Here is a 23,103-nt window from a genome sequence, read left to right on the forward strand (position 1 = left end):
TCTGGTTGGCTGCCGGTCATGACCGTGACCAGTGGCGGGCCGGACCCGGGCCGGGGGCAGCTCGGCCAGCGCCCGCACGGCCGGGGCGGTGGCCGGGCGCACCGGTTGTACAGCGTCGTGGTGTTCGTGCTGCTCGCCTCGCTGGACAACGTGGCGATCGGGCTGGTCCCGCCGCTGTACGGCCCGATCGCCGACACGTTCGACGTGTCGGGGCGACTACTGGGCCTGGTCACGGCGGCCAGCTTCCTGGTCAGCGCGGTGGCGGCGGTCGGTTGGGCGTACGTCGGCGACCGGACCAACCGCAAGCCGCTGCTGATGGTGGGCACGCTGCTCTGGGCGGCGGGCACCGGCGGCACTGCCCTCGCCGGCGGTTACCTGACGTTCCTGGCCGCCCAACTGGTCGCGGCGATCGGTCTCGGCGCGGTCGGTTCGGTGGGCTTCTCCGTCGTCACCGACCTGATCTCGCCGACGCGACGCGGGCTGGTGATGAGCTTCTGGGGGCTGTCCCAGGGGATCGGCACGCTGGCCGGGACGCTGGTCGGCGGGCTGCTCGGGGCGACCGACTGGCGGCGGCCGTTCTGGGTGCTGACCGGTGTGGGCCTGGTCGCCACGATGGCCTACCTGTTCACCTACGACATCCGGCGCGGCCAGAGCGAGCCGGAGCTGGCCGACAGGCTGGACGCTGGCGCCGACTACGACTATCGGATCAGCCGGGCGGACCTGCCACGGATCCTGGCCCGACGGACCAACCGGTGGCTGATCCTGCAGGGGCTCACCGCGCAGGCCGCCTTCGGCTCACTGGTCTGGCTGCCGGTGCTCTTCGCCGAACGGGCCGAAGCCCAGGGCTACTCGGCGTCGACGGCGGTGGTGGTGGGCAGCGTCTTCGCCACGCTGTTCCAGCTCGGCGGGGTGCTCTCCATCGTCGGCGGGCTGATCGGCGACGCGCTGCAACGGCGTACCCCGAGGGGTCGGGCCCTGGTCGCGGCGGTCGGCATCCTCGCTGCGGTGCCGTTCTACCTGGTGCTGTTCTTCGTGCCGGTGACCATCGACGTGCCGGACGGCGCCAGCGGCGGCGCGGTGATCGGCGCGGTGCTGTCCAGTGTGTTCACCGAACCGTCGGTCGGGCTGAGCCTGCTCACCGCGGTGGTGGCGCTCGCGTTGACCTCGGCCAACTCGCCGAACTGGTTCGCGTTGATCGCCGACGTCAACCCGCCGGAGCACCGGGGCACCGTCTACAGCCTCGGCAACCTGGTCAACGGTGTCGGTCGGGCGGCCGGCAACGGGCTGGTCGGCGTGGCGTTCCAGGGACTGCGCGCCGCGTTCCCGCCACCGTTGAACTTCGCAGTCGGGCTGGCCGCGTTCCAGCTCTTCTTCATCCCCACCGGCATCATGTACTGGCTCGCCTCACGGACCTCGCCGGCGGACATCGACAACGTGCACGACCTCCTGCACGCCCGCGCCGACCGCCTCTGACCCACCGCGCCCCGCCCCGCGCCCCGCCGCCCGCGCCCCGCCCCGCCCGCCGCCGCGCGTCCCCGCCGCGCGCCGTCCCCGCCGGGTTGAGGCCACTGCATCAAGGAAATAGTGGCCTCTCACCGAGGTGAGGCCACTACATCCTTGATGTGGCGTGATCTTGGTCGGTCTGCATGGCGGGGAACTCCCTGGGAGGGCTTCCGGGGCGCGGCGAGGCGGGGCTGATTCGTTTGCGGCATCAGCTCCATAGCGAGCCGGCCACCCCCGCCGCCCCGGTCAGGAGCATGAGTCGGCGGGGATGGGCCGGCGGGAACGGGCCGATCGGGTGAGGTCAGGCGCGCAGCCAGACCGTCACGTCGGTCGGGACAGTGCCGTCGTCGTCCAGCGGTGCGCTGGCCGCGATCACCTTGGCACCGGCCGGCACCGGCACCGGGGCGTCACCGAAGTTGGTCAGCACGGTCAGCCCAGCGTTGCGGAAGGCCAGCACCTCGTCGTTCGAGGACAACCACTCCAGGGTGCCGCGACCGAGCCCGTGGTCGCGGCGCAGCCGCAGCGCCGTGCGGTACAGCTCGTACGTCGAACCGGGCACGTCACGCTGCCGGTCCAGCGCGTACTCCGCCCAGGACGCGGGTTGCGGCAGCCAACTGGCGTCGGTCGGCCCGAAGCCGTACGACGGTGCGTCGGCCTCCCACGGGATCGGCACCCGGCAGCCGTCCCGGCCCCGCTGGGTGTGCCCGCTGCGCGCCCAGGTCGGGTCCTGCCGGGCCTCGTCGGGCATCGTGGTGTGCTCGGGCAGGCCCAGTTCCTCGCCCTGGTAGAGGTACGCAGAGCCGGGCAGGGCGAGCATCAGCAGGGTGGCCGCCCGGGCCCGGCGCAGGCCGAGCGCGGCGTCCGGCTGTGGGTCGTCGGCTCCGATGCCGTTGGGCCGGCCGCCGCCGATTGGCAAACCGAGCCGGGACGCGTGCCGCACCACGTCGTGGTTGGACAGCACCCAGGTGGTCGGCGCGCCGACCGAATCGGTCGCCTCCAGAGAGCGGGTGATCACCGCGTACTGGGCCGGCGCGGACCAGGCGGCGAGCAGGTACTCGAAGTTGAACGCCTGGTGCATCTCGTCCGGGCGGACGTAGCGGGCCAGCCGCTCGGCCGGCTCCACCCACGCCTCGGCGACCAGCACGCGCTCGCCGGGGTAGCCGTCCAGGACCTGCCGCCACTGCCGGTAGATCTCGTGTACGCCCTCCTGGTCCCACATCGGCGGACGGGGCTTGTCCACCTCCTGGCCGGAGAGGATCTCCTGCGGGTCCTGCCAGTCGGCCAGGTCTGCCTGCTTGACCAGGCCGTGTGCCACGTCGACGCGGAAGCCGTCCACCCCGCGGTCCAGCCAGAACCGCAGCACGTCCAGGAATTCCGCGTGCACCTCCGGGTTGTCCCAGTTGAGGTCCGGCTGGCCGGTGTCGAACAGGTGCAGGTACCACTGGCCGGGCTGGCCGTCCGGGTCGGTGGTCCGCGTCCAGGCGGGGCCGCCGAAGACGCTCTGCCAGTCGTTCGGCGGCTGGTCGCCGGCCGGGCCGAGACCGTCCCGGAAGATGTATCGGGCCCGCTCCGGGCTGCCCGGCGCGGCGGTCAGCGCGGCCTGGAACCAGCGGTGCGCCGAGGAGGTGTGGTTCGGCACCAGGTCGACGATCACCCGCAGGCTGCGGGAGCGGGCCTCGGAGATCAGCTTGTCCGCGTCGGCGAGGGTGCCGAACAGCGGGTCGACGTCCCGGTAGTCGGCCACGTCGTAGCCCGCGTCGGCCTGTGGCGACGGGTAGAACGGGGAGAGCCACACCGCGTCCACGCCCAGCTCGACCAGGTGGTCGAGGCGGGCGGTGATGCCCGGCAGGTCGCCGATCCCGTCGCCGTCGGAGTCGGCGAACGAGCGGGGGTAGATCTGGTAGATGGCGGCCTCGGTCCACCAGCCGGTGATCGGGCCGGCGGAGGAGGTCTGTTGCGTCGGGTCGGTGTTCAGGGTGGTCTCCCGTGTCGAGCTGTGGGTGGACTGCCGGGCGGTGCTGTTGCCGGCCGCGTCGCCGCCAGCCGCCGACCGGTGGCGGGTGGTTGAGGTTTCAGTGTGCCCGTGGTGGTGCGGTTGACTCCCGGACCACCAGCCGAGTGGGCAGGATCACCGACGTGTCGGGGCCGGTACCCCGTTGGCCGGCGATCGGGTCAAGATTGCCAGCCCCGAGCGGGTCCAGCAGCATGCGGGCGGCGAGCCGGCCCTGCTCCGCAGCGGGCTGGGCGATGGTGCTGAGCCCCAGCAGACCGGCGAGGTCGTGGTCGTCGATGCCGATCACGCTGACGTCCTGGGGTACGCGCAGCCCGGCGTCGCGCAGCGCGGTCATCGCGCCCATCGCCATCTCGTCGCAGGCCGCGACGATAGCGGTCGGAGGTTCACCGCGGGCCAGCAGTTCGGCGGCGGCCCGGTTGCCGCCGTCGATGGTGAACGACGACTCGACGTCCAGGCTCGGGTCGGGTCGCAGGCCGGCGGCCCGCAACTCGGCCTGGTAGCCCCGGCGCCGGTCGAGGTGGGTGGTGAACGCCAACTCGTCCTCGGGGTCACCGGAGATGTGGGCGATCCGGTGGTGGCCCAGGTCGAGCAGGTGGCGGGTCGCCGTCCGCGCGGCGGCCACATCATCGATGCGTACGCACGGCCAGTTGGGCACCCTGCTGCCGGAGCTGATGGTCACCCCCGGCAGGTCCAGGGCGGCCAGCGCGGTCAGGTCGGCCGGCCGCAGCGGGGTGGCGACAAGCATCATGGCGTCGACCCGCTTGTGCAGGTTCGCGGTACGCAGCACCCGCTGGCGGATCTGCTTCCGGCCGCCGAGGTTGTAGAGCAGCAGGTCGTAGCCGGACTGGTGGAGGTGTTCCTCGACCGCCTCGACGACGGTGCTGAAGAACCAGCGGGTGATCCGGGGGACGACGACCGCGACGGTGCCGGTGCGGCCTCCGGCCAGCCGGGACGCGCTCGGCGAGACCGCGTAGTCGAGCTGCTCGGCGGCGGCGAGCACGCGGCGTCGGGTGGCGGCGGAGACTGTCGGCAGCCCGCGTAGGGCCCGTGAGACGGTGGCCGTGGAGACCCCGGCCAACCGGGCGACATCATCAATCTTCGTCACGGTTCCCTCGCTTCGTACCCGGCGCCCGCCGCCGCCCGAGGGGCCAGGCGGCGGCGGGCAAGCGGGTCAGCCCTTGACGCTGCCGGCGAGCAGACCTCGCACGAAGAAGCGCTGCAGGGACAGGAACACGACGAGCGGAACGATGATCGATACGAACGCGCCGGCGGTCAGCCGTTGCCACTCGTTGCCGCGGGTGCCAGCCATCTCGGCCAGCCTCACCGTGAGCGGGGCGGTCTCGTTGCCGCCACCGGCGAAGATCAGCGCGACCAGCAGGTCGTTCCAGACCCAGAGGAACTGGAAGATGCCGAACGCGGCCAGCGCCGGGGTGATCAGCGGCAGCACGATGGTGCGGAAGATCTTCGGGTGGGTGGCCCCGTCGACCCGGGCCGCCTCCATCAGGTCGCCCGGCAGTTGCGAGATGAAGTTGTGCAGCAGGAAGACGGCGAACGGAAGCGCGAAGCAGGTGTGCGCGAACCACACCTGGGCGAACTTCTGCTCGTCGACCAGGTCCCAGGCCGGCATCAGGGTGACACCGCCGAGGGAGACGCCGGTGGAGAAGAACCTCAGCAGCGGCACCAGGGCCATCTGCAGCGGGACGATCTGCAACGCGAAGATCGCGATGTAGAGCCAGTCCCGGCCCCTGAAGTTCATCCAGGCTAGCGCGTACGCGGCCAGGGCCGCGAAGGCGAGCGGGAAGAGCACCGACGGGATGGTGATCGCCAGCGAGTTGATGAAGTAGCTGGCGAGCTGCCCGGATGACGACGACCGCCCGAACAGGACCTGCTGGTAGTTCTCCAGCGTGAACTGCGGGTTGGTGAAGGCCGTCCACCAACCGGTGGTCTTGATCTCGTCCTCCGGCCGGAGGGATGAGATGAACAGGCCGAAGGTCGGGATGGTCCAGACCACCGCGATGACAATGGAGACCAGGGTCGCCGTACGGCTGTTGAGTCGTCGACGGACCCGCCCGGCGGCGGTCTTCGGCGTGTCGGTCTTCTGTGTGCCGGCGGCGACGGTCGGCGTTGCGGTGGTCATCTCAGCCCTCCCGCTGCTGACGGAGGTTGCGGATCTGGTAGATCACGACCGGGATGACCAGGATGAAGAGGAAGACCGCGAGCGCGGAGCCCTGCCCGTTCTGGCCGTACCGGAACGCCTGGTTGTACATCTCGCTGGCGATCACGCTGGTGTCGTAGTTGCCGTTGGTCGCGGTCCGGACGATGTCGAAGACCTTGAGCGTGGCGATCGTGAGGGTCACCGCCACGACGATCAGCGCCGGCCGGATGCCCGGCATGGTGATCTGCCAGAACATCTGCCATGGGCTGACGCCGTCGAGTCGGGCGGCCTCCACGATGTCACCGGGGATCGCCTTGATCGCGGCGGAGAGCACCACCATGGCGAAACCGGCCTGGATCCAGACCATGATGACGATCAGCAGCAGCGTGTTCAGTGGTGATTCGAGCAGCCACTGCCTCGGCTCGCCGCCGAGGCTGACCACGATCTGGTTGAGCAGACCGATCTGGTCGCCCTCGCCGCGGTAGGCGTAGACGAACTTCCAGATGATGCTGGCGCCGACGAACGAGATCGCCATCGGTAGGAAGATCAGCGACTTGGCTACGGCCTCGAACCGGGCCTTGTCCACCAGGACGGCGTAGATCAGGCCGAACGCGGTCGCCACCAGCGGGACCAGGACCACCCAGACCAGGGTGTTGATCAGGACCCGGACGATCGAGTTGTCGGAGAACATCCAGCCGTAGTTGCGCAACCCCACCCAGTTGGTGCTGCTCCCGTCCATCAGGGAGAGCATCATGGTGCGGATGGCCGGCACGACCAGGCCGATGGTGAGCAGCAGCAGCGTCGGCAGCAGGAAGAAGAACGCGAAGAGTCCTTCCCGCCGCTTGGGGCGGCGGGGGAGTGGGCCCCCACTCGTCGAGGCCGCCACGAGCTGCGCCTCCCGCCGCCGGGCGAACCAGGCCGGTACGACGTCGAGCAGCAGGAGCAGACCGCCCACCACCACCACGAAGGCGACCAGCCCGTACATCAGCATGAGGAGCTTCGGCTGCTCATCGGCGAAGTCGAACTCCATCAACCCTCCCTCAAGGTCCGCTCGGCCGGTGGCCCAGCCCGCGATCAGCGGGCCGGGCCACCGCCGGGATCACTTAGGCCAGCTGCTCTCGATGCCCTGAAGCACCGGGGCGGTCGCCTTGCCGTTCAGCCACTCGACCATGCCCTTCCAGAACGTCCCCGCGCCGACCGCGGCCGGCATCAGGTCGGATCCGTCGAAGCGGAAGACGCCGGTCTTGTCCTGCAGGATCTGGACGGAGAGCTTGTCGATCGGGCTGGCGACGTTGGCGATGTCCAGCTTGTTGTTCGCCGTGACCCAGTTGCCGAGCTTCGCGCGGCTGTTCACGTACTCGCCGGAGGCGAGGTAGGTCTGCACCGCCTGGACCTCGGGACGGTCGGCGTAGCCGACGACGAACTCGCCCGCGCCCAGCACCGGCTTGCCCTTGGCGGCGTCGATGGCCGGGAAGTAGAAGGCGAACGCGTCGCCGTCCTCGGCCACCTTGGTGCCCTCGGGGAACTGGTTGGCGTAGAACGACGCCTGCCGGTGCATCGCGCACTTGCCGTTGGTCACCGGCACGCCCGCCTCCTGGAAGGAGGTGGTGGTGATGCTCTTGACGCCGCCGAACCCGCCGTTCATGTACTTGTCGTTCTTGAGGATCGTGCCGGCGCGGTCAACCGCGTCGATGATCCGCGGGTCGTTGAACGGGATCGCGTGGGTGGTCCACTGGTCGTAGACGTCGGGCGTCTGCGTACGCAGCAGCACGTCCTCGATCCAGTCGGTCGCCGGCCAGCCGGTGGCGTCACCGGACTCGACGCCCGCGCACCACGGCTTCATGCCGCTGGCGGCGATCTTGTCGCTCAGGGCGATGAGCTGCTCCCAGCTGGTCGGAACCTCCCAGCCCTTCTCCTTGAACGTCTTCGGCGAGTACCAGACGAAGGACTTGACGTTCGCACCGAGCGGCACGCCGTAGAGCGTCCCGTTGACGGTGCCGTACTTCAGCCAGTCGGCCGGCATGTTCTGCTCGGCCATCGCCTTGGTGTCGGCACCGAGGGACTTCAGCTTGCCGGCGTCCGCGAAGCGCTTCACCAGGCCAGGCTGGGGTACGAAGGCGATGTCGGGGGCGTTGCCACCGTCGACCCGCACGGGGAGCTGCGCCTCGAACTCGCCGCTGCCCTCGTAGTTGATCTCAATGCCGGTGCAGTCGGTGAACTGCGCCCATGACCGCTCCAGCAGGTCGGCCTCGGCGTCACGGATCGACGCGTAGATCGAGACCTTCTTGCCGTCGTTGCCCTGGTACTTCTCGTACGGGGCGCACTCCGCGGAGCCTGCCTTGTCGCTCTTCTTGTCGTCACCGGTGCCGCAGGCGGTGGCGCTGAGCGCCAGCCCGAGCACACCGGCGATCACGAAGGCCTGGCGTGGTCTGGTAAAGACCGCCATGCCGTCCTCCTTCCTAGCCGGCGCGGTCGTGCTGAGACCCTCGCCGGTCCGATTGGGCGTGCACACATGTAAGCGCTTGCATCCGTCCGGGTCCACCCCCCGTCAGACACGAGCGAGTAACAATCCCGAAACCTGGAACCCGCAGCTGGGCGCGCTCCCAGGGGGTCAAACATTCGCTCTTTCGAAGAGTGGCGATATCTGTCAGGCTGATTCCATTGCATCGAAGGTTTTCGACATAGGAGGTTCTGTATGCGCAAGCGGTGGATCAGCCTGCTGGCGACGGGTCTGCTCGTCGCGGGAGTCCTCACGCCGGTCAGCCCCGCGATGGCCGCGCCGACCTTCCGAGTGCCGTTCCCCTGCGGCCAGACCTGGTCCGGGCAGACCCGATCGGCCCACAGCCCGGCGTACGCCGTGGACTTCAACCGCACCGACGACGTCGGCGATCCGGTGGTGGCCAGCGCCCCCGGCACCGTCGACCGGGTGACAAACCTCGGTGACACCAGCTACGGCAAGTACGTCCGGATCGACCACGGCGGCGGCTACAGCACCTACTACGCCCACCTCAGCGGCTTCAACGTCTCGGTCGGGCAGACGGTCGGCTACGGCAAGGTCATCGGCTGGGTCGGCAGCACCGGCGGGTCCACCGGCCCGCACCTGCACTACGAGCAGCGCCTCAACGGCAGCGACATCCAGGTCCGGTTCAACGGCAGCCTGGCGCTCTACTGGGGCACCAAGAACTACACGAGCGGCAACGGTTGCAGTTCGGGCGCCGGCTCCGGCACTGTCGACACCAGCGGCACGCCGCTGACCGTGCGCTCCGGCCCCGGCACGGGGTACGCCTCGGTGGGCACCGTCGCCGACGGCACCAAGGTGACCATCGCCTGCCAGACCAGCGGCACCAGCGTCACCGGCACCTACGGCACCAGCACGATCTGGGACCGCATCGGCAGCGGCCGGTTCATCGCCGACGCGTACGTCTACACCGGTTACGACGGCTACATCCCGAACGTGCCTCGCTGCTGACCGGTCGGCGACAAGGGTCTCCGGCGGCACCCGTCCGCCGGAGACCCGGCGCGGGTCAGGAGTTCAGCTGCCAGATCGACAGGTTCAGCGCGGCGGCGAAGGTGACCCACGCCCAGTACGGCAGCAGCAGTGCCGCCGCGACCCGGGACACCCGCGCGAAGAGCACCACGGTGAGCCCGATCGCCAGCCACATCACCACGATCTCCGCGAACGCCAGCCCGTACTGCCCCGCGCCGAAGAACAGCGGGGTCCAGATCGCGTTGAGCACCAGTTGGGCGGTCCACGCCCAGAGCGCGGGGGAGAAGCCGACCCGCCGCCACACCAGCCAGCCGGCCACCGCGATCAGCGCGTAGAGCGCCGACCAGACCGGGCCGAACAGCCAGGAGGGTGGCGCCCAGGTGGGCTGTTGCAGGCTCGCGTACTCGTCGGTGGTGCCCTGCACACCCAGCCCGCCGATCGCGGCCGCGACGAAGACCGCCGCGGCGAAGGCGACAAGTGCCCAGAGGGACCGCCGGCCGGAGGTGGGTCGCGCGTGCTGAGTTGTCTCCATCATCGAGATATTGCCGATTCACCGGCGGATCAAACCGCGGTCGAGCACCTCGACGGACCTGACAGCGCCGGGGCCGCTGCGGCCGATGCTCCTGTCGGGAGGACGGAGCTCCGGTCGCGGCGACCCCGGCGGGTCCCGGTCCTACGACATGCGGACGTCAATTGAAGATGCTGACACCACCAGGGCCGACCAACAGCCCGACAACGATGAGGACGATGCCCCACAGGATCTGCCGGCGGAACAGCGCGAGGATACCGGCGACCACGAGTACGACTGCGAGAATCCAGAGAATCAGCTCCATGACCTCTGACTACCCGACCCGCCAATCGGGGAAACCTGGTCCGTGTCGAGTTGATCCCCGATATGGAAGACGCTGTACGCCTGCTTGATCACCGGGTGCGCCACGTTGCGGACGCGTACCCCACCCGGGGTGGTGCCGCGCTCGCTGCCCGCGTGCGCGTGCCCGTGCAGGGCCAGCGCGGTGGGTGCCGAGTCGATCGCCTGCCCCAACTGGTACGAGCCGAGGAACGGGTAGATCTCCAGCGGTTCGCCGGCCAGCGTGTCGGGCACCGGCGAGTAGTGGGTGAGCGCGACCAGCATGTCGCAGTCCAGTGAGCGCAGGGCCGCGCCGAGGCGGTCCGCGCTCTCGTTGGTGGTCCGGACGAACGACTTCATCTCCGGCTCGCCGAAGTCGCTCGCGCAGCGCCCGGCGAACCCACCGCCGAAGCCCTTGACGCCGGCGATGCCGAGCCGGCCGCCCGCGCAGTCCAGCACGACGCCGTCGCCCTCCAGCACGGTGATGCCCGCGTCCTCAAGGACCTTGACCACCTGTGGCACCTCGTCACACTGATGATCGTGGTTGCCCAGCACGGTCACCACCGGCACGGCCAGACCACCGAACTCCTGCGCCACGCAGCGCGCCTCGGCCTCGGTGCCGTGCCGGGTCAGGTCCCCGGCCAGCAGCAGCGCGTCGGCGCAGTCCGGCAGTTCCTCCAACGCCGGACGGAACCGACCGACCACGTCCTCGTCCAGATGCACGTCGCCCACGGCGGCGATCCGGATCACCATGGAACCTCCCTCAGGGCAGTTGCTCGATCTCCGTGGGCGCCTGGACGCGGATCACCCCGATGTCGCTGGTGACCGGCACGTCCGGGAAGCGCTCGGCCACCCGGCGCAGGATCTCCTCGCGCCGATGTGGGCTCTCCACCTCGCCGTAGAGCACGAGGGCGCGTTCCCGCCGGACCACGGTGATCCCCTGTTCGGCGACGGCGGGATCCTCGGCGAGCAGCCGCTGGATCTCCGCCTCGACGTACTCGTCGGGTGGCCCGACGCCGGTGTCGCGATGGTGCGTCACGGTGTCCCCTCTCCTTGCTGGGTGCCGCTGTCCGGCACCACCTCCAGCCGGTCCAGCAACACCAGGAACGCCTCCGCGTACGGCGAGTGCTGCGTCTCCTTGCGTACCCGTTCCCAGTCGATCTGCTCCCGCAGCGACCGGGCCAACGGCAGGCCGCGGGCGAAGTCGCAGTAGTGCTGGGAGAAGCTCAGCAGTTTGTGCACCATCAGCTGGGTGGCGGACAGCACCGGCATGTGGATGGCGTCCACCGGCCGCACGACCGTGTCGGCGAACGTCTCCTCGGTCACCGGCGTCTCGATCGGCCGGTGGATCAGATCCACCATCCGCTCGTCGTCGAAGACCTTGACCAGCCAGTCCTCCGGCGGGCGCTCGGCGCGGAAACCGGCGGCCACCAGGGCCTCCAGCGACCGTTCGACGTCGGCCTCGCGGATCAGGAAGTCGACGTCGTGATCGCTGGAGTGGCCGCCGTGGGCGTAGACGGCGAAGCTGCCGCCCAGGGCGAACGGGATCTCGGACTGCTTGAGCACGGCGGCGACCTTTTTGAGGGTGTGCACCAGACTCTCGTCCCCGCGCTCAGCCATCTGGCTCTCCCGTCGGTCATGTTGGTGGACAGGCGGTTGGATTCGAACTCCCGTACCCGGCATTCCGGTTGCCCACACCTGGCGGGGTAGCGGTCGGGTGTCAACGGGGACGAAGCTCTATAAAACTCGCAGGACCTGAGCGTGGGTCGGATAACCTGTCAAGGGTGGCCAGATCACCGGGGATGCGACGCGGCAAGACCCGATTACGCACCATCGCCCTGATCGGCATCGACGGTTCGGGCAAGACCACGCAGGCACACCGGTTGGCCGACGCGCTGACCGCCGCCGGCCGTCCCGCGAAGTACCGCCGCAACGCCAGCGGGCGTCGCTGGCTCGGCCGGCTCGCGCAGCGGTTCGGCCGTCCGGACGCTCAGCGGCTGGTCGGGCGCGACGGCGTCATGGCGGTGGAGTCCGTGCTGCGCTGGTTCGCCATCGCGCTGGCCCTGCTCAGTTGCCTGCTCACCGGCCGCACGGCGGTGATGGACCGCTACTCGGCCTGCCAGTACGCGAGCATCCGGGCGCACGGCGGGCAACGCTGGGAGCGGTTGGCCCGAGCCGGCTACCGGCTGTTCCCGACACCGCAGGTGACGTTCCTGCTCGCCGTCGACCCCGCCGAGGCGTACCAACGCATCGAGCGGCGGGGCACCGACCACGAGACGATGGGTTGGCTGACCGCGGCGGACACCGCGTACCGGACCCTGCCCGAGTACCCGACCTTCGTGCTGGTGGACGCTGGTCGTTCGGCCGACGAGGTGACCGAGCAGATCCGGGCGCACCTGGCCACCTGGCTGCCCTCGGATGACAGCCTCGACGCCCGGTCAACGGGGCAGCGATCGGAGCGTGCCGGCCCCCTGGTGGCTCAGGCGCGGCCGTAGACCGGGACGGAGGCGCCGCTGGTCGGCGCGGAATCGGCCGACGCGAGAAAGTGGACCACCGGCGCGATCTCGGCCGGGGAGACCCAGCGGGAGTGGTCGGCGGCGGGCTGGGCGGCCCGGTTCGCCGGGGTGTCGATGATGCTGGGCAGCACGGTGTTGCAGCGCACGTTCCGGGACCGGTACTCCACCGCGACCGCGTTGGCGAAGGCGAGCACCGCAGCCTTCGCGGTGACGTAGCCGGCCGCGCCGGGGAACGGCGCGACCGCCGCGCGGGCCGACACGCAGACCACCGCGCCGCCGCCGGTGGCCACGAGGTGCGGCAACGCGGCCTGGGTGACCAGGTAGGTGGGCCGCAGGTTGACGGTGAGCATCCGCTCGAACTCGTCGACCGGCGTCTCGTGCACCAGCCCGCCGCTGGCGTACCCGCCGACCAGGTTGACCACCGCCCGCAGCGGCGCCGCCGGGTCGTCGGTCGCCGCCTCGACCGCGCGGGCCGCGCCGGCCGGGTCGCTCAGGTCCGCGATCAGTCGGACCAGGTCGTCCGCCGCCGGCTCCGACCTGGGCCGACCCTGCCTCTCGGGTACGACCACCCGCCAGCCTGCCGCCAGGAAGGTGCTGGTGACCGCCCCGCCCAGCCCGCCCGAACCTCCGGTGACCAGCACACTGCGTTCCGCCATGCGGCCCACGCTAGTGCCTTGGGAGCCCGTGGCCCTGCCCGGTGTGGGCGGTCGGGTCGGCTGTACGGTCCGGCCGGACCCGGATCGCCGCACCTGCGGCACCGTACGGCGAGGTGACCGGACCCGCCGGGGGAGGCGGTGCCGTCTGGACGGTGGCACGCTTGGCCGGACGGAGTCGCCCGTTCGGCGGTACTTTCCCCAACACGTGGAGTCATGGTTGACGCTCACGCTTGGTGAAAGTAAGTTTCATCCGTGGCGAAGAGTCCGAAGATTTCTGCGAATCACGAGCCCGGTGGGCTGATCGTCCACATCAGTGGGCTGCTGCCCTCGCTGTCGCCGGCCGAGCAGCGGGTCGCCCGCCTGGTCGTCGCCGACCCGGCTGCCGCCGCACGTCGGACGATCACCGATCTCGCCACCGCCGCCGAGACATCCGAGGCGACCGTCATCCGGTTCTGCCGGTCGGTCGGCATGGACGGTTACCCGCAGCTGCGCATCCGGCTCGCCGCCGAGGCCGCCCGCCGGATCGAGCCGCCGGACGCCCGGGTGGTCGGCGGTGACATCCCGCCCGGCGCCGACCTCGCGCAGATCATCGCCACGATCGCGTTCAACGACGCCCGCGCGGTCGAGGAGACCGCCGAGCAGCTCGACCCGGCCGTCTGCGAGCAGGTGGTCGAAGCGATCGCGGGCGCCGGACGGATCGACATCTACGGCGCGGGCGCCAGCGGTTTCGTCGCCTCCGACTTTCAGCAGAAGCTGCACCGCATCGGCCGGATCGCCTTCTACTTCCCGGACGTGCACACCGCGTTGACGTCGGCCGCCCTGCTCGGCCGGGGTGACGTGGCGATCGGCATCTCGCACACCGGCACCACCTCCGACGTGATCGAGGTGCTGGAGCAGGCCCGGACGCGGGGCGCCAGCACGGTCGCGCTGACCAACTTCCCGCGCTCGCCGATCACCGACGTGGCCGATTTCGTGCTGACCACCGCAGCCCGGGAGACGACGTACCGCTCCGGTGCGACGGCCAGCCGACTGGCCCAGCTGACCGTGGTCGACTGCCTCTTCGTCGGGGTGGCGGCCCGCAACCGGTCCCGCGCCCGCAAGGCCCTTGAGGCGACCGCCGAGGCGGTCCAGTCCCACCGGGTGGGTGCCAACCGGAGGCGGGCATGACGCCCGGTTCGGTGGAGCCGGACGAGGCAATGTCAGCACCACCCGCCCGCCCGACGGTCCGGGTGGGCGCCCCCACCGAACGCCGTAACCCGCTCAGCGTCGACCTCGACCTGATGTCGACCCGGGACGTGCTCACCGTGATCAACGAAGCCGATCGGCGGGTGCCGGGGGCGGTCGCGGCGGTGCTCGACGAGATCGCCGCCACGGTCGACCTGGCCGTCGCGGCGCTGCGCGGTGGCCACCGGGTGCACTACTTCGGTGCCGGCACCTCGGGTCGGCTGGGCGTGCTCGACGCGGCCGAACTGGCACCCACCTTCAACTCGCCCCGGCACTGGTTCTGCGCCCACCTGGCCGGCGGGCCGGACGCCATGTGGCGGGCCGTGGAGGACGCCGAGGACGACGATCAGGGCGGCGCGGTCGAGGCCGCCGGATGCGTGCGCGCGGGTGACCTGGTGGTCGGTCTCGCCGCCAGCGGGCGCACCCCGTACGTCCTCGGGGCGCTGGCCGCGTCCCGCGTCACGGGTGCCTCGACGGTGCTGCTCTGCGCCAATCCGGAGGCGGAGGCGGCCCGGTCCGTCGACGTGTTCATCGGGGTGGACACCGGACCCGAGGTGGTCACCGGGTCGACCCGGATGAAGGCGGGCACAGCGCAGAAGTTGGTGCTCAACACGTTCTCCACCGCCGTCATGGTGCGCCTGGGTCGGGTCTACTCGAACCTCATGATCGATATGGTCGCCACCAACGCGAAGCTTCGCGGACGAATGATCTCGATCCTGGTCGAGGCGACCGGATGCTCCGAGGAGGTTTCTCGGCGGGCACTCAACGAGGCCGACGGCGACCTGAAGACGGCGCTGGTTTCGCTGGTCTCCGGTGCCGAGGTCGCTGCCGCGCGGGCCGCGTTGGCGCGCTCCGCTGACCAGGTACGCGGCGCCCTCGCCCTGCTCGCCTCCTAGCCCGCGGCACCCACCCCTGCCGGCGGGAAGCGAACGGGGCTCCGGATTGTTCATCGGGGCGGGGGGTAATAACACCCTGTGAATGAACCGACCGGTCCGCCGGTGCGTATCTGGCAGTGACCAGGATCGCAGCGCGGTGGTGACCCGGGTCGCTGTGCCCCTGCGGCGGGCGGTGTTGCCATGGTGCGGGCGTTCGGCGATTCGTCGACCCGCCAACCCGTTTGAGGTGCCCAGCGGCGAGCTACCCGGCGGGTGCTGACAGCAAACATGGACCGTGCTCTCAGCAACTACTCAGGCATTCGTGACACTTTCGACTCACGACATGGAATCCCCGAGACGTCTCATCTGTTGTGTAGGTGTCAGCACCGATGGGCACAGCAGAAGTTACCAGGGGCTGACTGACGTGGGGACTGGCAAGGAACCGGGCAACCGGCGCGAGCGAGGGGACCGTGGGCAACGTGGACAAGAACATCGGCATGCGCACCGACGAGGTGGCCGAGGAGCGCGACCTGGTCGGCGTCTACCTGCACGAGATCTCCCGGACGCCACTGCTGGACGCCGCCAAGGAGGTCGAACTCTCCAAGGCGATCGAGGCCGGCCTCTACGCCGAGCACCTGCTCGGTGAGGACGCCGTTCCCGCCAGCGTCGACCTGACCGACCTGGAGTGGCTGGTCGTCGAGGGCGAGCGAGCGAAGGACCTCTTCATCCGCGCCAACCTGCGACTCGTCGTGTCGATCGCCCGCCGCTACGTGCGCTCGGGCATGCCCATGCTGGACCTGATCCAGGAGGGCAACACCGGCCTCGTCCGGGCGGTCGAGAAGTTCGACTACGAGCGTGGCTACAAGTTCTCCACCTACGCCACCTGGTGGATCCGCCAGGCCATCAGCCGGGCGATCGCCCAGCAGGAGCGCACCGTCCGACTGCCGGTACACCTGGTGGAGGACGTCAACCGGATGCGCAACGTGGCCCGGCAGCTCACCCGTGAGCTCGGTGCCGACCCGGAGCCGGAGCAGATCGCGGCGTCGCTCGGCGTCACCGTCGAGCGGGTCAACGAGCTGCGCCGCTGGTCGCAGGACACCGTCTCGCTGGACACTCCGGTGGGCGACGACGGCGACACAAGTCTCGGCGACCTGGTCGCCGACAGTGACGCGCCGTCGCCGGAGGACATCGTCCTCAGCGGCCTGGAGCGGCAGCGCATCGAGGGTCTGCTCAACCACCTCGACGACCGGTCGGCCGGCATCATGCGGGCCCGTTACGGGCTGGAGGACGGCCGCGAGCACTCGCTCACCGAGGTCGCGTCCCGGTTCTCGCTGTCCCGCGAGCGGATCCGCCAGCTGGAGATCCAGGCCCTCGGCCGGCTGCGTGAGCTTGCCCGCGCGGAGGGGCTGCAGGCAGCCTGACCTGGTAGTAATGACGGCGAACGGCCGGCGTCCGATAGGGGGACGCCGGCCGTTCGCCGTATCCGGTCGTTGCTAGCGGACCCGACCGTAGCCCTGAATCGGCATCATGTTCATGCCGCGCTTGAGGACGTTGCGGCCGGCGCTCGGTGCGTCGATCACCTGGCCGCCACCCACGTAGAGGGCGACGTGCCCGAGCCCGCTGTAGAAGACCAGGTCCCCCGGCCGCAGGTCGCCCTTGCCGATGTGGGTGACCGCGTTCCACTGCATGCGGGTGTTGTGCGGCAGCGACTTGCCAGCGGCCCGCCAGGCCGCCGAGGTCAGTCCGGAACAGTCGTAGCCGTTCGGACCGTCGGCCGCCCACACGTACGGCTTGCCCAGCGCGCCGAAGGCGTAGCGCACCGCCGTGCCGGCATCCCCGGACACGGCCGGCACGTTCTTGGCCTCGGCCTTCGCCGTATGGGGCGCGGGCCGTTCGGTGGCCGAGCCGTACGCCTGTCGGCGCAGCTCGTAGAGCTTGGCCAGGTCGTTCTCGATGCGCTTCTTGCCCGCCGCGAGTTCGCGGGCCTGCGCGGCCTGCCGGGCCAGCGTGGCGTCCAGACGCGCCTTCTCGTCGAGCAACCGCCGCTGGTCCGCGGTGAAACCGGAGATGCGCTCCTGCCGTTGACGGGTCAGCTGGTCGAGCGTGCCGAGCCGGTCCAGCAGCGCGGCGGAACCGCCGGGGCGCAGCAGCGCGTCCGCGGTCCGCAGACCACCGCTCTTGTACGCGGAGTTGGCCAGTTCGGCGACGTCGGCCCTGCTCTGCTCGGCCTGCTGCTCCAGCGGGCCGATGCGGGCCTGTAATCGGGCCACCGTGCTCTTGTTTGCCTTGATCTGCTCGTTGAGCTTGTTGTACGACTCCACGACCCGCTCCAACTCGGCCGAGGACGTCTCGATCCGGCGGGTCAGGTCGGCGGGGGACGGCTCGGCGTGAGCCACCGCCGTCGGCGCGATCAGCGCGGCCGACATGCCGACCAGCGCCATGGTGCGCAGCAGGTATCTCAGGGATGACAAGAGCGAAAGGCCCCTCTCCCACGGTCGCCGACGGGGCTGCTGACGCCCTCGGCGACACCGGCCGGGGCCATCCGGGCGGACGGCACTGGGCCAGACCGGCTCGCCCAACCTAACCCGGGACGGTTGTCGCTCGCAGTTGAAGCAGGGGCGAATGTTGGCGAAGTGACGGGAAGTACCGCTGCGGTCGGTGACTCAATCGTGGCTGCTGACGCGGGCACAAGGCGTCGAGAGTCCCTTCTGTCGCCAATTGACTGGTATCCGACTTTCGTCGTTCCGGGCGTATGCCGCCGGATAGCGGACCGTGATAACCGACAAAACCTGAAATGGATGCTGTTTCACAACCATGTCGTCCGTCCGGGTGAGCTGTCGGAAGCCGGTAAATGCCCAGGTGGGCTGGCGGAGGCCGAACACAATTGAGGCCGGAGCCGGGAATCCCGTCGATAGACAACGATGCCCGTGGTTGGCGGGCCCCGGCGAGCCGCCCCCGCGGGAGGAACCGTGAATCGTGAAGGCGCAGGGACGCGACCGCAGCGAACGGTGCCCAGTGCCAGGTCGACCCTGCTGTACGCGCGACCCGGCATCATCGTCACCGTCGACCGGTTCACCGTCGGCCGCACCAGCTACCGCATCGTCGACCTGACCCATTTGCGGACCACCCGAGGCCCGCACGACCGGATCGCCGTCCGGGCCGTCGTGATCACCGCTTCCATGATCGGCGCGGTCGGTCTGCTGCTCGGCTTCACCGGCGGCCTGCAACGGCTGACCGCCGGGGCGTACCTCATTCTCGGTGCGGTGTTCCTGCTGCCGGCGGCGCTGGCCCTGGTCGGCGATCGCTGGCGGCCACCGCCGCACGAGTTGTGGGGGTGGTACCGGGGAACGGAGACGCTGCTGTTCAGCGCCGACGACGAGCGGCAGTTCGGCCAGGTCACCCGGGCGCTGCTGCGGGCACGGGAGGTCAACCGGTACGGCGGCTGGGCGGACCCGGTCGCCTCGGCCGAGCCGTGGCGGCCCAGCCGCTGACCCGACCCGTCGCAGCGGTCAGCTGGCGACCGGCTCCGGCGTACGGTCCGCGGGCCGGTTCAGCCAGCCGCTGACCCGGCGCTCGGCGTAGAACGAGACGAACGGCACGGTGCCGGCCAGCATCACCAGGATCATCCGCTTCAGCGGCCACTCGGCCCGGCGGCTCAGGTCGAACGCGGCCAGCAGGTAGACCATGTAGAGGAAGCCGTGAGCCTGCCCCACGAACTCCACCACGATCGGTTCGTCGAACCCGTACTTCAGCGGCATGCCGATCACGACCAGCAGGATCAGCGCCACGCCCACGATCCAGGCGATCACGCGGTAGCGGGTAAGGGCTGCGCCCACCGTCGTCCGTCCTTCCGAGCCCCGGCTCAGCCGGGATAGTCACCGGGCCGGGCGCCCGGATTGGCGTTCAACCATGACAGGTAGTCGTTGTAGGCGGCCAGGTCGGCGTCGTCGGCCGGCGGGGCGGTCGCCGGCACCCGGGACACCCGTACCGGTCGGCGTACCGCCGGGCGGCCACCGCTGGTCGCGGCCGGCGCTTCGGCGGTGTCGGCCGGAAGCTCGGCGGTGTCGGCCGGGGGCTCGGCGGCTGCCTCCGCGTTGCGGCGGGCCAGTCGCACCTCCCGCCACCAGACGTAGACCACGAAGGCGGCGAAGACCGGCCACTCGACCGCGTACCCCCAGCTGATGCTGTTGCCGGCGGCGGCCCGGCTGATCTGCCACCAGCCCAGCCCGAGGAAGCTCACGACCAGCACGACCATGGCCACGTGACGTGCGATCCACGCCGGGGTCCAGAGCCACCTCATGCCGTCGAGAGTACCGGGGACCGTGCCGCTCTCCGACACCGTGTCGTAGTTGTCGCGGGGCCGGGGTGGTTTGGCATCACCGGCTTTGGGCATCCGTCTAGACGCCAGCCCAAACGAGACCAGGGGGGCGATGATGACCGGATCGGTACGCGAGGACGGTTCCGTGTCCAGCGGCAGCGCGGACATGAGCCCCGAGCAGCGGGTGTCCGAATGGAGCGGCGACCATCTCGCCGACCCGGGCGGCGCGGTTCTCGACGGCGACGCGCTCGGCGTCGACCCGACGGAGCTGACCGACGAGGATCTGATCCGCGAGATGCACAGCCTGCACCGCACGCGGCTGGACACCCTCCGCCACGCCTCGGACTCCGCCCTCGCCAGCCACCTGCGGCGCACGGCCGAACTCGAAACCGAGTACCTGGCCCGTCACCCCGGCCGGGAGGTCGACCCGAGCCGCCTGCGGGGTGACTGATGGCGGCGCGTGCGGTACGAGGCATGTCCGCGCCACCCGAGGTGGTCTTCAACACGGCAACCGACCCGTCCCGGGCTTCGGCGTGGCTGCCCGAGCCGTTGCGCGGCGACGGCAGCCCCGCCGCCGAGATCGACGGCGAGGAACTGCGAGCCCGCTGGGGTGACGCCGACTGGTCCGCGGAGATCCGGGTGCATCCCGCGGACTCCGGTGGCGCTCGGATCCAACTCGACCTGACCGACGGCTCGGGCGGGTCGGGTCCGGACCAACTGGCCGACGAGGCGCTGACCAACCTCGTCCGCGAGGTCGCCGACAACCTCCAGGCCGGCTGAGAGCGCCCCGACCCCGCACCGAAACCCCGCACCACGACGACATGCGAGGAGACCGGGTGACCGACACTGGCCTGCGACACAGGGTGGCGCGGCTGCGCCGGGCGTACGCGCCGCACGAACACCGTCCGCTCGGCGGATACCTGGTGGCGATGGGCACCTATGCAGGAGTGACCGGGGCGCTCGCCGGTCTGGTCAAGGCGACCGGTCGGCCGGTGCCCGAGCGGCCCGCCCCGGCCGACGTGGTGCTGCTCTCCATCGCCACGCACAAGCTCAGCCGGCTGCTGTCCAAGGACGCGGTGACCAGCCCGCTGCGGGCGCCGTTCACCCGGTATGACCGGCCGATCGGCAGCGGCGAGGTGATGGAGCAGGTCCGCGACTCGGGCAGCTCCACCCGGCACGCGATCGGGGAGCTGCTGAGCTGCCCGTTCTGCCTGGCGGTGTGGGTGGCGACCGGGCTGACCGGTGGTCTGGTGCTCGCTCCCCGGCTGACCCGACTGGTGGCCACCGCGCTGACCGCGGTCGCCGCGTCCGACTTCCTCCAGATGGCGTACGCGACGGCGCAGCAGGCCGCCGAGGGCGGGCACGACGACTGAGACCTACGGCGAACGATGCGGGGGCTGGCCATCGCCAGCCCCCGCATTCGCTTTCGTCGGCGCGTCAGCGCTGCATGCCGGACCAGCCGTGCGGCGACTCCGGCTCCCGTTCGTCCTCGTCCGCCCCGGTGATGATGTCCCGGTCCACCGCCGTCTTGTCGTGCTCGTTGGCGAAGTCCGGCTCGGGCGTGGTGTCCCTGCCCTTCGGCGGTTGGCCGAGCGCGGGCACCTTCTCGTCGTGGTCCTCGTGGTGCGTCATGTCGATGTCCCTTCTGAGGTCGCTCACCCGACGGAACCGCCCAACAGGTCGCTGGCCTCGTCCACCGCGTACTCGCCCTCGGGCAGCGCGTCGATCCGGGCGAGCAGGTCCGGCGGGAGTTCGGCGGCGACCGCCCGGCGGTAGATGTCCGCCTGGGTGATCCGCTCCTGACCCCGGTAGAGGTCGTCGAGCAGGTCGTCGAGGGCTCGGGTGTCCGGCTCGCCGGCCACGGATGCGTCGTCGGTCACGCGGATCAGCTACCCGGGCCAGAATCGGTCAAACGCCGCCCCAGCGGCTCGCACCGGACCGTGGCGTCTTTCCTCTGCGCTCGTCGGGAGGAAAGACAGCGCCGCCCCCGAGCCTCGTGAGCCGGGGGCGGCGCTGGTGTCGGTGTGCAGGTCGCCTCTCGGCGAGTGGCGCGACGCGGCTCCAGCCGAACGGTATTCCGCGAGGGCTATTTAGGTGAGGCCCGGGGACACTTGACACACCGACACCCCTGTCAACGGACCAACCCCCGCCTGTGTTCCGGCCATGGTCGTGACCGCTCTCACACCGTCAGGAGTGGGCCGGCAGGGTGGCCCGGCGGGCACGCACGGCCGTGGCCAGGTGGTCGAGCACCTCGGCGGTGTCATCCCAGCCCAGGCAGGCGTCGGTGACCGAGCGGCCGTACACCAGCTCGCGGGTCGGGTCGAGATCCTGCCGGCCGGGCAGCAGGAACGACTCCAGCATCACGCCGGTGATCCCGCGCTGGCCGTCGGCCATCTGGGCGGCCACGTCCGCGACGACCTTCGGCTGGTTGCGGTGGTCCTTGCCGCTGTTGGCGTGGCTGGCGTCGATCACCAGCCGCTCCGGCAGCCCGGCCGCGCGCAGCAGGTCGAGCGCGCCGGCCACCGACTCGGCGTCGTAGTTGGGTCGGCCGCCACCACCGCGCAACACCAGGTGCCCGTCCGTGTTGCCGCGGGTGTGCATGATCGCCGGGGTGCCGGAGAAGTCGATGCCGGGGAAGACGTGCGGCACGGCGGCGGCGCGGATCGCGTCCACGGCGGTGCCGATGCTGCCGTCAGGGCGGTTCTTCATGCCGATCGGCATGGACAGCCCGGAGGCGAGCTGGCGGTGCACCTGGCTCTCCACGGTGCGGGCGCCGATCGCCCCCCAACCCACCGTGTCCGCGATGTACTGCGGCGAGATCGGGTCGAGGAACTCGCAGCCCACCGGCAGGCCGAGGCGCAGCACGTCGAGCAGCAGCGCACGGGCGAGCCGCAGGCCGGTGTTGACGTCGCCGCTGCCGTCCAGCCCCGGGTCGTTGATCAGGCCCTTCCAGCCCACCGTCGAGCGCGGCTTCTCGAAGTAGACCCGCATGACGATCAGCACGTCGTCGGCGAGCCGGTCAGCGACGATGCGCAGACGCTCGGCGTACTCGAGGGCGGCTGCCGGGTCGTGCACCGAGCAGGGGCCGACCACCACCAGCAGGCGGTCGTCCTCGCGGTCCAGTACGCGACTCACCGCGCGACGGCCGGTCAGCACGGCCGAGGCCAGCGAGGCGTCCAGGGGCAACTCGTGGTGCAGCAACGCGGGGGTGGTCAACGGGACGACACGGTCAATCCGCTGATCGCTGACGCGATCGGTCTCCGGGGTGGTCACGGTGGGCATCCTTCCGCCGACCGTGCCGGGGCCGGTGCCCGGGACGAGCCGGCTGCTCGTACGCAAAAGGGCAGGAACGAGAGCTCCTGCCCGGCCGGCTTGGTCCGTGGTGACGTCAGATCATGGAGAAGTCACCGGCGTGCCAGCCGGCTGCCTAAACCATCGATACGACCTCGTCACGGGGCCTAGCGTACCCGACCGGCTGCGCAACGCGATTGTCGTCCCAAGATGCGGG

27 protein-coding genes are annotated in these 23,103 nt (G+C 70.5%); 10 read left to right on the top strand and 17 right to left on the bottom strand.

Features of this window, described 5'->3' with window-relative positions:
• The first annotated feature begins 18 nt into the window (after positions 1-18).
• Positions 19-1,473, top strand: coding sequence for an MFS transporter (locus ABZ808_RS19010; protein WP_357007896.1), 1,455 nt, complete (start codon positions 19-21; stop codon positions 1,471-1,473).
• A 331-nt stretch (positions 1,474-1,804) separates the two neighbouring features.
• Here the strand turns inward: ABZ808_RS19010 and ABZ808_RS19015 are convergent, their stop codons facing one another.
• From ABZ808_RS19015 to ABZ808_RS19035, 5 genes are all read right to left on the bottom strand, one after another.
• A complete protein-coding gene (locus ABZ808_RS19015) occupies positions 1,805-3,478 on the bottom strand; it encodes a glycoside hydrolase family 13 protein (RefSeq protein ID WP_357008237.1) in 1,674 nt (557 codons plus the stop codon).
• A gap of 97 nt (positions 3,479-3,575) precedes the next feature.
• The gene (locus ABZ808_RS19020; protein WP_357007899.1) at positions 3,576-4,622 is read right to left on the bottom strand and encodes a LacI family DNA-binding transcriptional regulator; all 1,047 of its coding nucleotides are present in this window, start codon (positions 4,620-4,622) and stop codon (positions 3,576-3,578) included.
• Between the two features lie 66 nt (positions 4,623-4,688).
• On the bottom strand, positions 4,689-5,654 hold the full coding sequence (locus tag ABZ808_RS19025) for a carbohydrate ABC transporter permease (RefSeq protein WP_357007903.1): 966 nt from the start codon (positions 5,652-5,654) through the stop codon (positions 4,689-4,691).
• A 1-nt stretch (position 5,655) separates the two neighbouring features.
• A complete protein-coding gene (locus ABZ808_RS19030; RefSeq protein ID WP_357007906.1) occupies positions 5,656-6,702 on the bottom strand; it encodes a sugar ABC transporter permease in 1,047 nt (348 codons plus the stop codon).
• Between the two features lie 69 nt (positions 6,703-6,771).
• Positions 6,772-8,118, bottom strand: a complete 1,347-nt coding sequence (locus ABZ808_RS19035) for an ABC transporter substrate-binding protein (RefSeq protein ID WP_357007909.1) — start codon at positions 8,116-8,118, stop codon at positions 6,772-6,774.
• 249 nt (positions 8,119-8,367) lie between these two features.
• On the opposite strand from ABZ808_RS19035, the gene ABZ808_RS19040 reads away from it, so the two are divergent.
• A complete protein-coding gene (locus ABZ808_RS19040; protein WP_357007912.1) occupies positions 8,368-9,141 on the top strand; it encodes a peptidoglycan DD-metalloendopeptidase family protein in 774 nt (257 codons plus the stop codon).
• A gap of 55 nt (positions 9,142-9,196) precedes the next feature.
• On the opposite strand, the gene ABZ808_RS19045 is transcribed toward ABZ808_RS19040, so the two are convergent.
• From ABZ808_RS19045 to ABZ808_RS19065, 5 genes are all read right to left on the bottom strand, one after another.
• Positions 9,197-9,691 carry a TspO/MBR family protein gene (locus tag ABZ808_RS19045; RefSeq protein WP_357007915.1) on the bottom strand — a complete coding sequence of 165 codons (495 nt, stop codon included), beginning with the start codon at positions 9,689-9,691 and terminating at the stop codon, positions 9,197-9,199.
• A gap of 157 nt (positions 9,692-9,848) precedes the next feature.
• Complete coding sequence (locus ABZ808_RS19050; protein ID WP_007464364.1) at positions 9,849-9,992, bottom strand: GPGG-motif small membrane protein; 144 nt, start codon at positions 9,990-9,992, stop codon at positions 9,849-9,851.
• Positions 9,983-10,759: a metallophosphoesterase gene (locus tag ABZ808_RS19055; protein WP_357007917.1), complete on the bottom strand. Its 777-nt coding sequence runs from the start codon at positions 10,757-10,759 to the stop codon at positions 9,983-9,985. Before ABZ808_RS19055 ends, ABZ808_RS19050 begins: the two co-directional genes overlap by 10 nt.
• A gap of 10 nt (positions 10,760-10,769) precedes the next feature.
• Complete coding sequence (locus ABZ808_RS19060; RefSeq protein WP_357007920.1) at positions 10,770-11,045, bottom strand: hypothetical protein; 276 nt, start codon at positions 11,043-11,045, stop codon at positions 10,770-10,772.
• Positions 11,042-11,689 (bottom strand): nucleotidyltransferase, encoded by a 648-nt coding sequence (locus ABZ808_RS19065; protein WP_357007923.1) that lies wholly within the window; start codon positions 11,687-11,689, stop codon positions 11,042-11,044. Before ABZ808_RS19065 ends, ABZ808_RS19060 begins: the two co-directional genes overlap by 4 nt.
• A gap of 119 nt (positions 11,690-11,808) precedes the next feature.
• Between ABZ808_RS19065 and ABZ808_RS19070 the strand changes: the two genes are divergently transcribed.
• Positions 11,809-12,501, top strand: a complete 693-nt coding sequence (locus ABZ808_RS19070) for a thymidylate kinase (RefSeq protein WP_357008240.1) — start codon at positions 11,809-11,811, stop codon at positions 12,499-12,501.
• On the opposite strand, the gene ABZ808_RS19075 is transcribed toward ABZ808_RS19070, so the two are convergent.
• Positions 12,486-13,178, bottom strand: a complete 693-nt coding sequence (locus ABZ808_RS19075) for an SDR family NAD(P)-dependent oxidoreductase (protein WP_357007926.1) — start codon at positions 13,176-13,178, stop codon at positions 12,486-12,488. The two genes, ABZ808_RS19070 and ABZ808_RS19075, sit on opposite strands and share 16 nt — an antisense overlap.
• 252 nt (positions 13,179-13,430) lie before the next feature.
• Here ABZ808_RS19075 and ABZ808_RS19080 point away from each other — a divergent pair, with 252 nt between their 5' ends.
• The 3 genes from ABZ808_RS19080 to ABZ808_RS19090 all read left to right on the top strand — a co-directional run bounded on the left by ABZ808_RS19080 (position 13,431) and on the right by ABZ808_RS19090 (position 16,698).
• Positions 13,431-14,345: a MurR/RpiR family transcriptional regulator gene (locus tag ABZ808_RS19080; RefSeq protein WP_357007928.1), complete on the top strand. Its 915-nt coding sequence runs from the start codon at positions 13,431-13,433 to the stop codon at positions 14,343-14,345.
• Entirely contained in the window at positions 14,342-15,298 is a 957-nt protein-coding gene (locus ABZ808_RS19085; RefSeq protein ID WP_357007930.1) for an N-acetylmuramic acid 6-phosphate etherase, read from the top strand. Before ABZ808_RS19080 ends, ABZ808_RS19085 begins: the two co-directional genes overlap by 4 nt.
• A gap of 449 nt (positions 15,299-15,747) precedes the next feature.
• On the top strand, positions 15,748-16,698 hold the full coding sequence (locus ABZ808_RS19090) for a sigma-70 family RNA polymerase sigma factor (protein WP_357007932.1): 951 nt from the start codon (positions 15,748-15,750) through the stop codon (positions 16,696-16,698).
• 72 nt (positions 16,699-16,770) lie between these two features.
• On the opposite strand, the gene ABZ808_RS19095 is transcribed toward ABZ808_RS19090, so the two are convergent.
• Positions 16,771-17,748: an NlpC/P60 family protein gene (locus ABZ808_RS19095; RefSeq protein ID WP_357007934.1), complete on the bottom strand. Its 978-nt coding sequence runs from the start codon at positions 17,746-17,748 to the stop codon at positions 16,771-16,773.
• 537 nt (positions 17,749-18,285) lie between these two features.
• Here ABZ808_RS19095 and ABZ808_RS19100 point away from each other — a divergent pair.
• Positions 18,286-18,768 carry a DUF6232 family protein gene (locus ABZ808_RS19100; RefSeq protein ID WP_357007936.1) on the top strand — a complete coding sequence of 161 codons (483 nt, stop codon included), beginning with the start codon at positions 18,286-18,288 and terminating at the stop codon, positions 18,766-18,768.
• A gap of 18 nt (positions 18,769-18,786) precedes the next feature.
• Here ABZ808_RS19100 and ABZ808_RS19105 read toward each other — a convergent pair whose 3' ends face one another.
• Both ABZ808_RS19105 and ABZ808_RS19110 read right to left on the bottom strand, forming a co-directional pair.
• Positions 18,787-19,113: a DUF3817 domain-containing protein gene (locus ABZ808_RS19105; RefSeq protein WP_357007939.1), complete on the bottom strand. Its 327-nt coding sequence runs from the start codon at positions 19,111-19,113 to the stop codon at positions 18,787-18,789.
• A 26-nt stretch (positions 19,114-19,139) separates the two neighbouring features.
• The gene (locus tag ABZ808_RS19110) at positions 19,140-19,577 is read right to left on the bottom strand and encodes a hypothetical protein (protein WP_357007941.1); all 438 of its coding nucleotides are present in this window, start codon (positions 19,575-19,577) and stop codon (positions 19,140-19,142) included.
• 130 nt (positions 19,578-19,707) lie between these two features.
• Between ABZ808_RS19110 and ABZ808_RS19115 the strand changes: the two genes are divergently transcribed.
• Genes ABZ808_RS19115 through ABZ808_RS19125 form a run of 3 tightly spaced genes read left to right on the top strand, consistent with a single transcriptional unit; the run spans position 19,708 to position 20,968 of the window.
• Entirely contained in the window at positions 19,708-20,046 is a 339-nt protein-coding gene (locus ABZ808_RS19115; RefSeq protein WP_357007944.1) for a DUF6158 family protein, read from the top strand.
• Positions 20,046-20,375 (top strand): hypothetical protein, encoded by a 330-nt coding sequence (locus tag ABZ808_RS19120; protein ID WP_357007947.1) that lies wholly within the window; start codon positions 20,046-20,048, stop codon positions 20,373-20,375. Before ABZ808_RS19115 ends, ABZ808_RS19120 begins: the two co-directional genes overlap by 1 nt.
• 56 nt (positions 20,376-20,431) lie before the next feature.
• Complete coding sequence (locus tag ABZ808_RS19125; protein ID WP_357007950.1) at positions 20,432-20,968, top strand: DUF1360 domain-containing protein; 537 nt, start codon at positions 20,432-20,434, stop codon at positions 20,966-20,968.
• Positions 20,969-21,032: 64 nt separating this feature from the next.
• Here the strand turns inward: ABZ808_RS19125 and ABZ808_RS19130 are convergent, their stop codons facing one another.
• The 3 genes from ABZ808_RS19130 to ABZ808_RS19140 form a co-directional block, all read right to left on the bottom strand.
• Positions 21,033-21,227, bottom strand: coding sequence for a hypothetical protein (locus ABZ808_RS19130; RefSeq protein ID WP_053653058.1), 195 nt, complete (start codon positions 21,225-21,227; stop codon positions 21,033-21,035).
• Between the two features lie 23 nt (positions 21,228-21,250).
• Positions 21,251-21,475 carry a hypothetical protein gene (locus ABZ808_RS19135; RefSeq protein WP_357007952.1) on the bottom strand — a complete coding sequence of 75 codons (225 nt, stop codon included), beginning with the start codon at positions 21,473-21,475 and terminating at the stop codon, positions 21,251-21,253.
• A 307-nt stretch (positions 21,476-21,782) separates the two neighbouring features.
• Positions 21,783-22,877 carry a 3-deoxy-7-phosphoheptulonate synthase gene (locus tag ABZ808_RS19140; RefSeq protein WP_357007954.1) on the bottom strand — a complete coding sequence of 365 codons (1,095 nt, stop codon included), beginning with the start codon at positions 22,875-22,877 and terminating at the stop codon, positions 21,783-21,785.
• Positions 22,878-23,103: the final 226 nt, after the last annotated feature.

It is taken from the genome of Micromonospora sp. NPDC047527 (assembly GCF_040643015.1).
Classification (GTDB): domain Bacteria; phylum Actinomycetota; class Actinomycetes; order Mycobacteriales; family Micromonosporaceae; genus Micromonospora.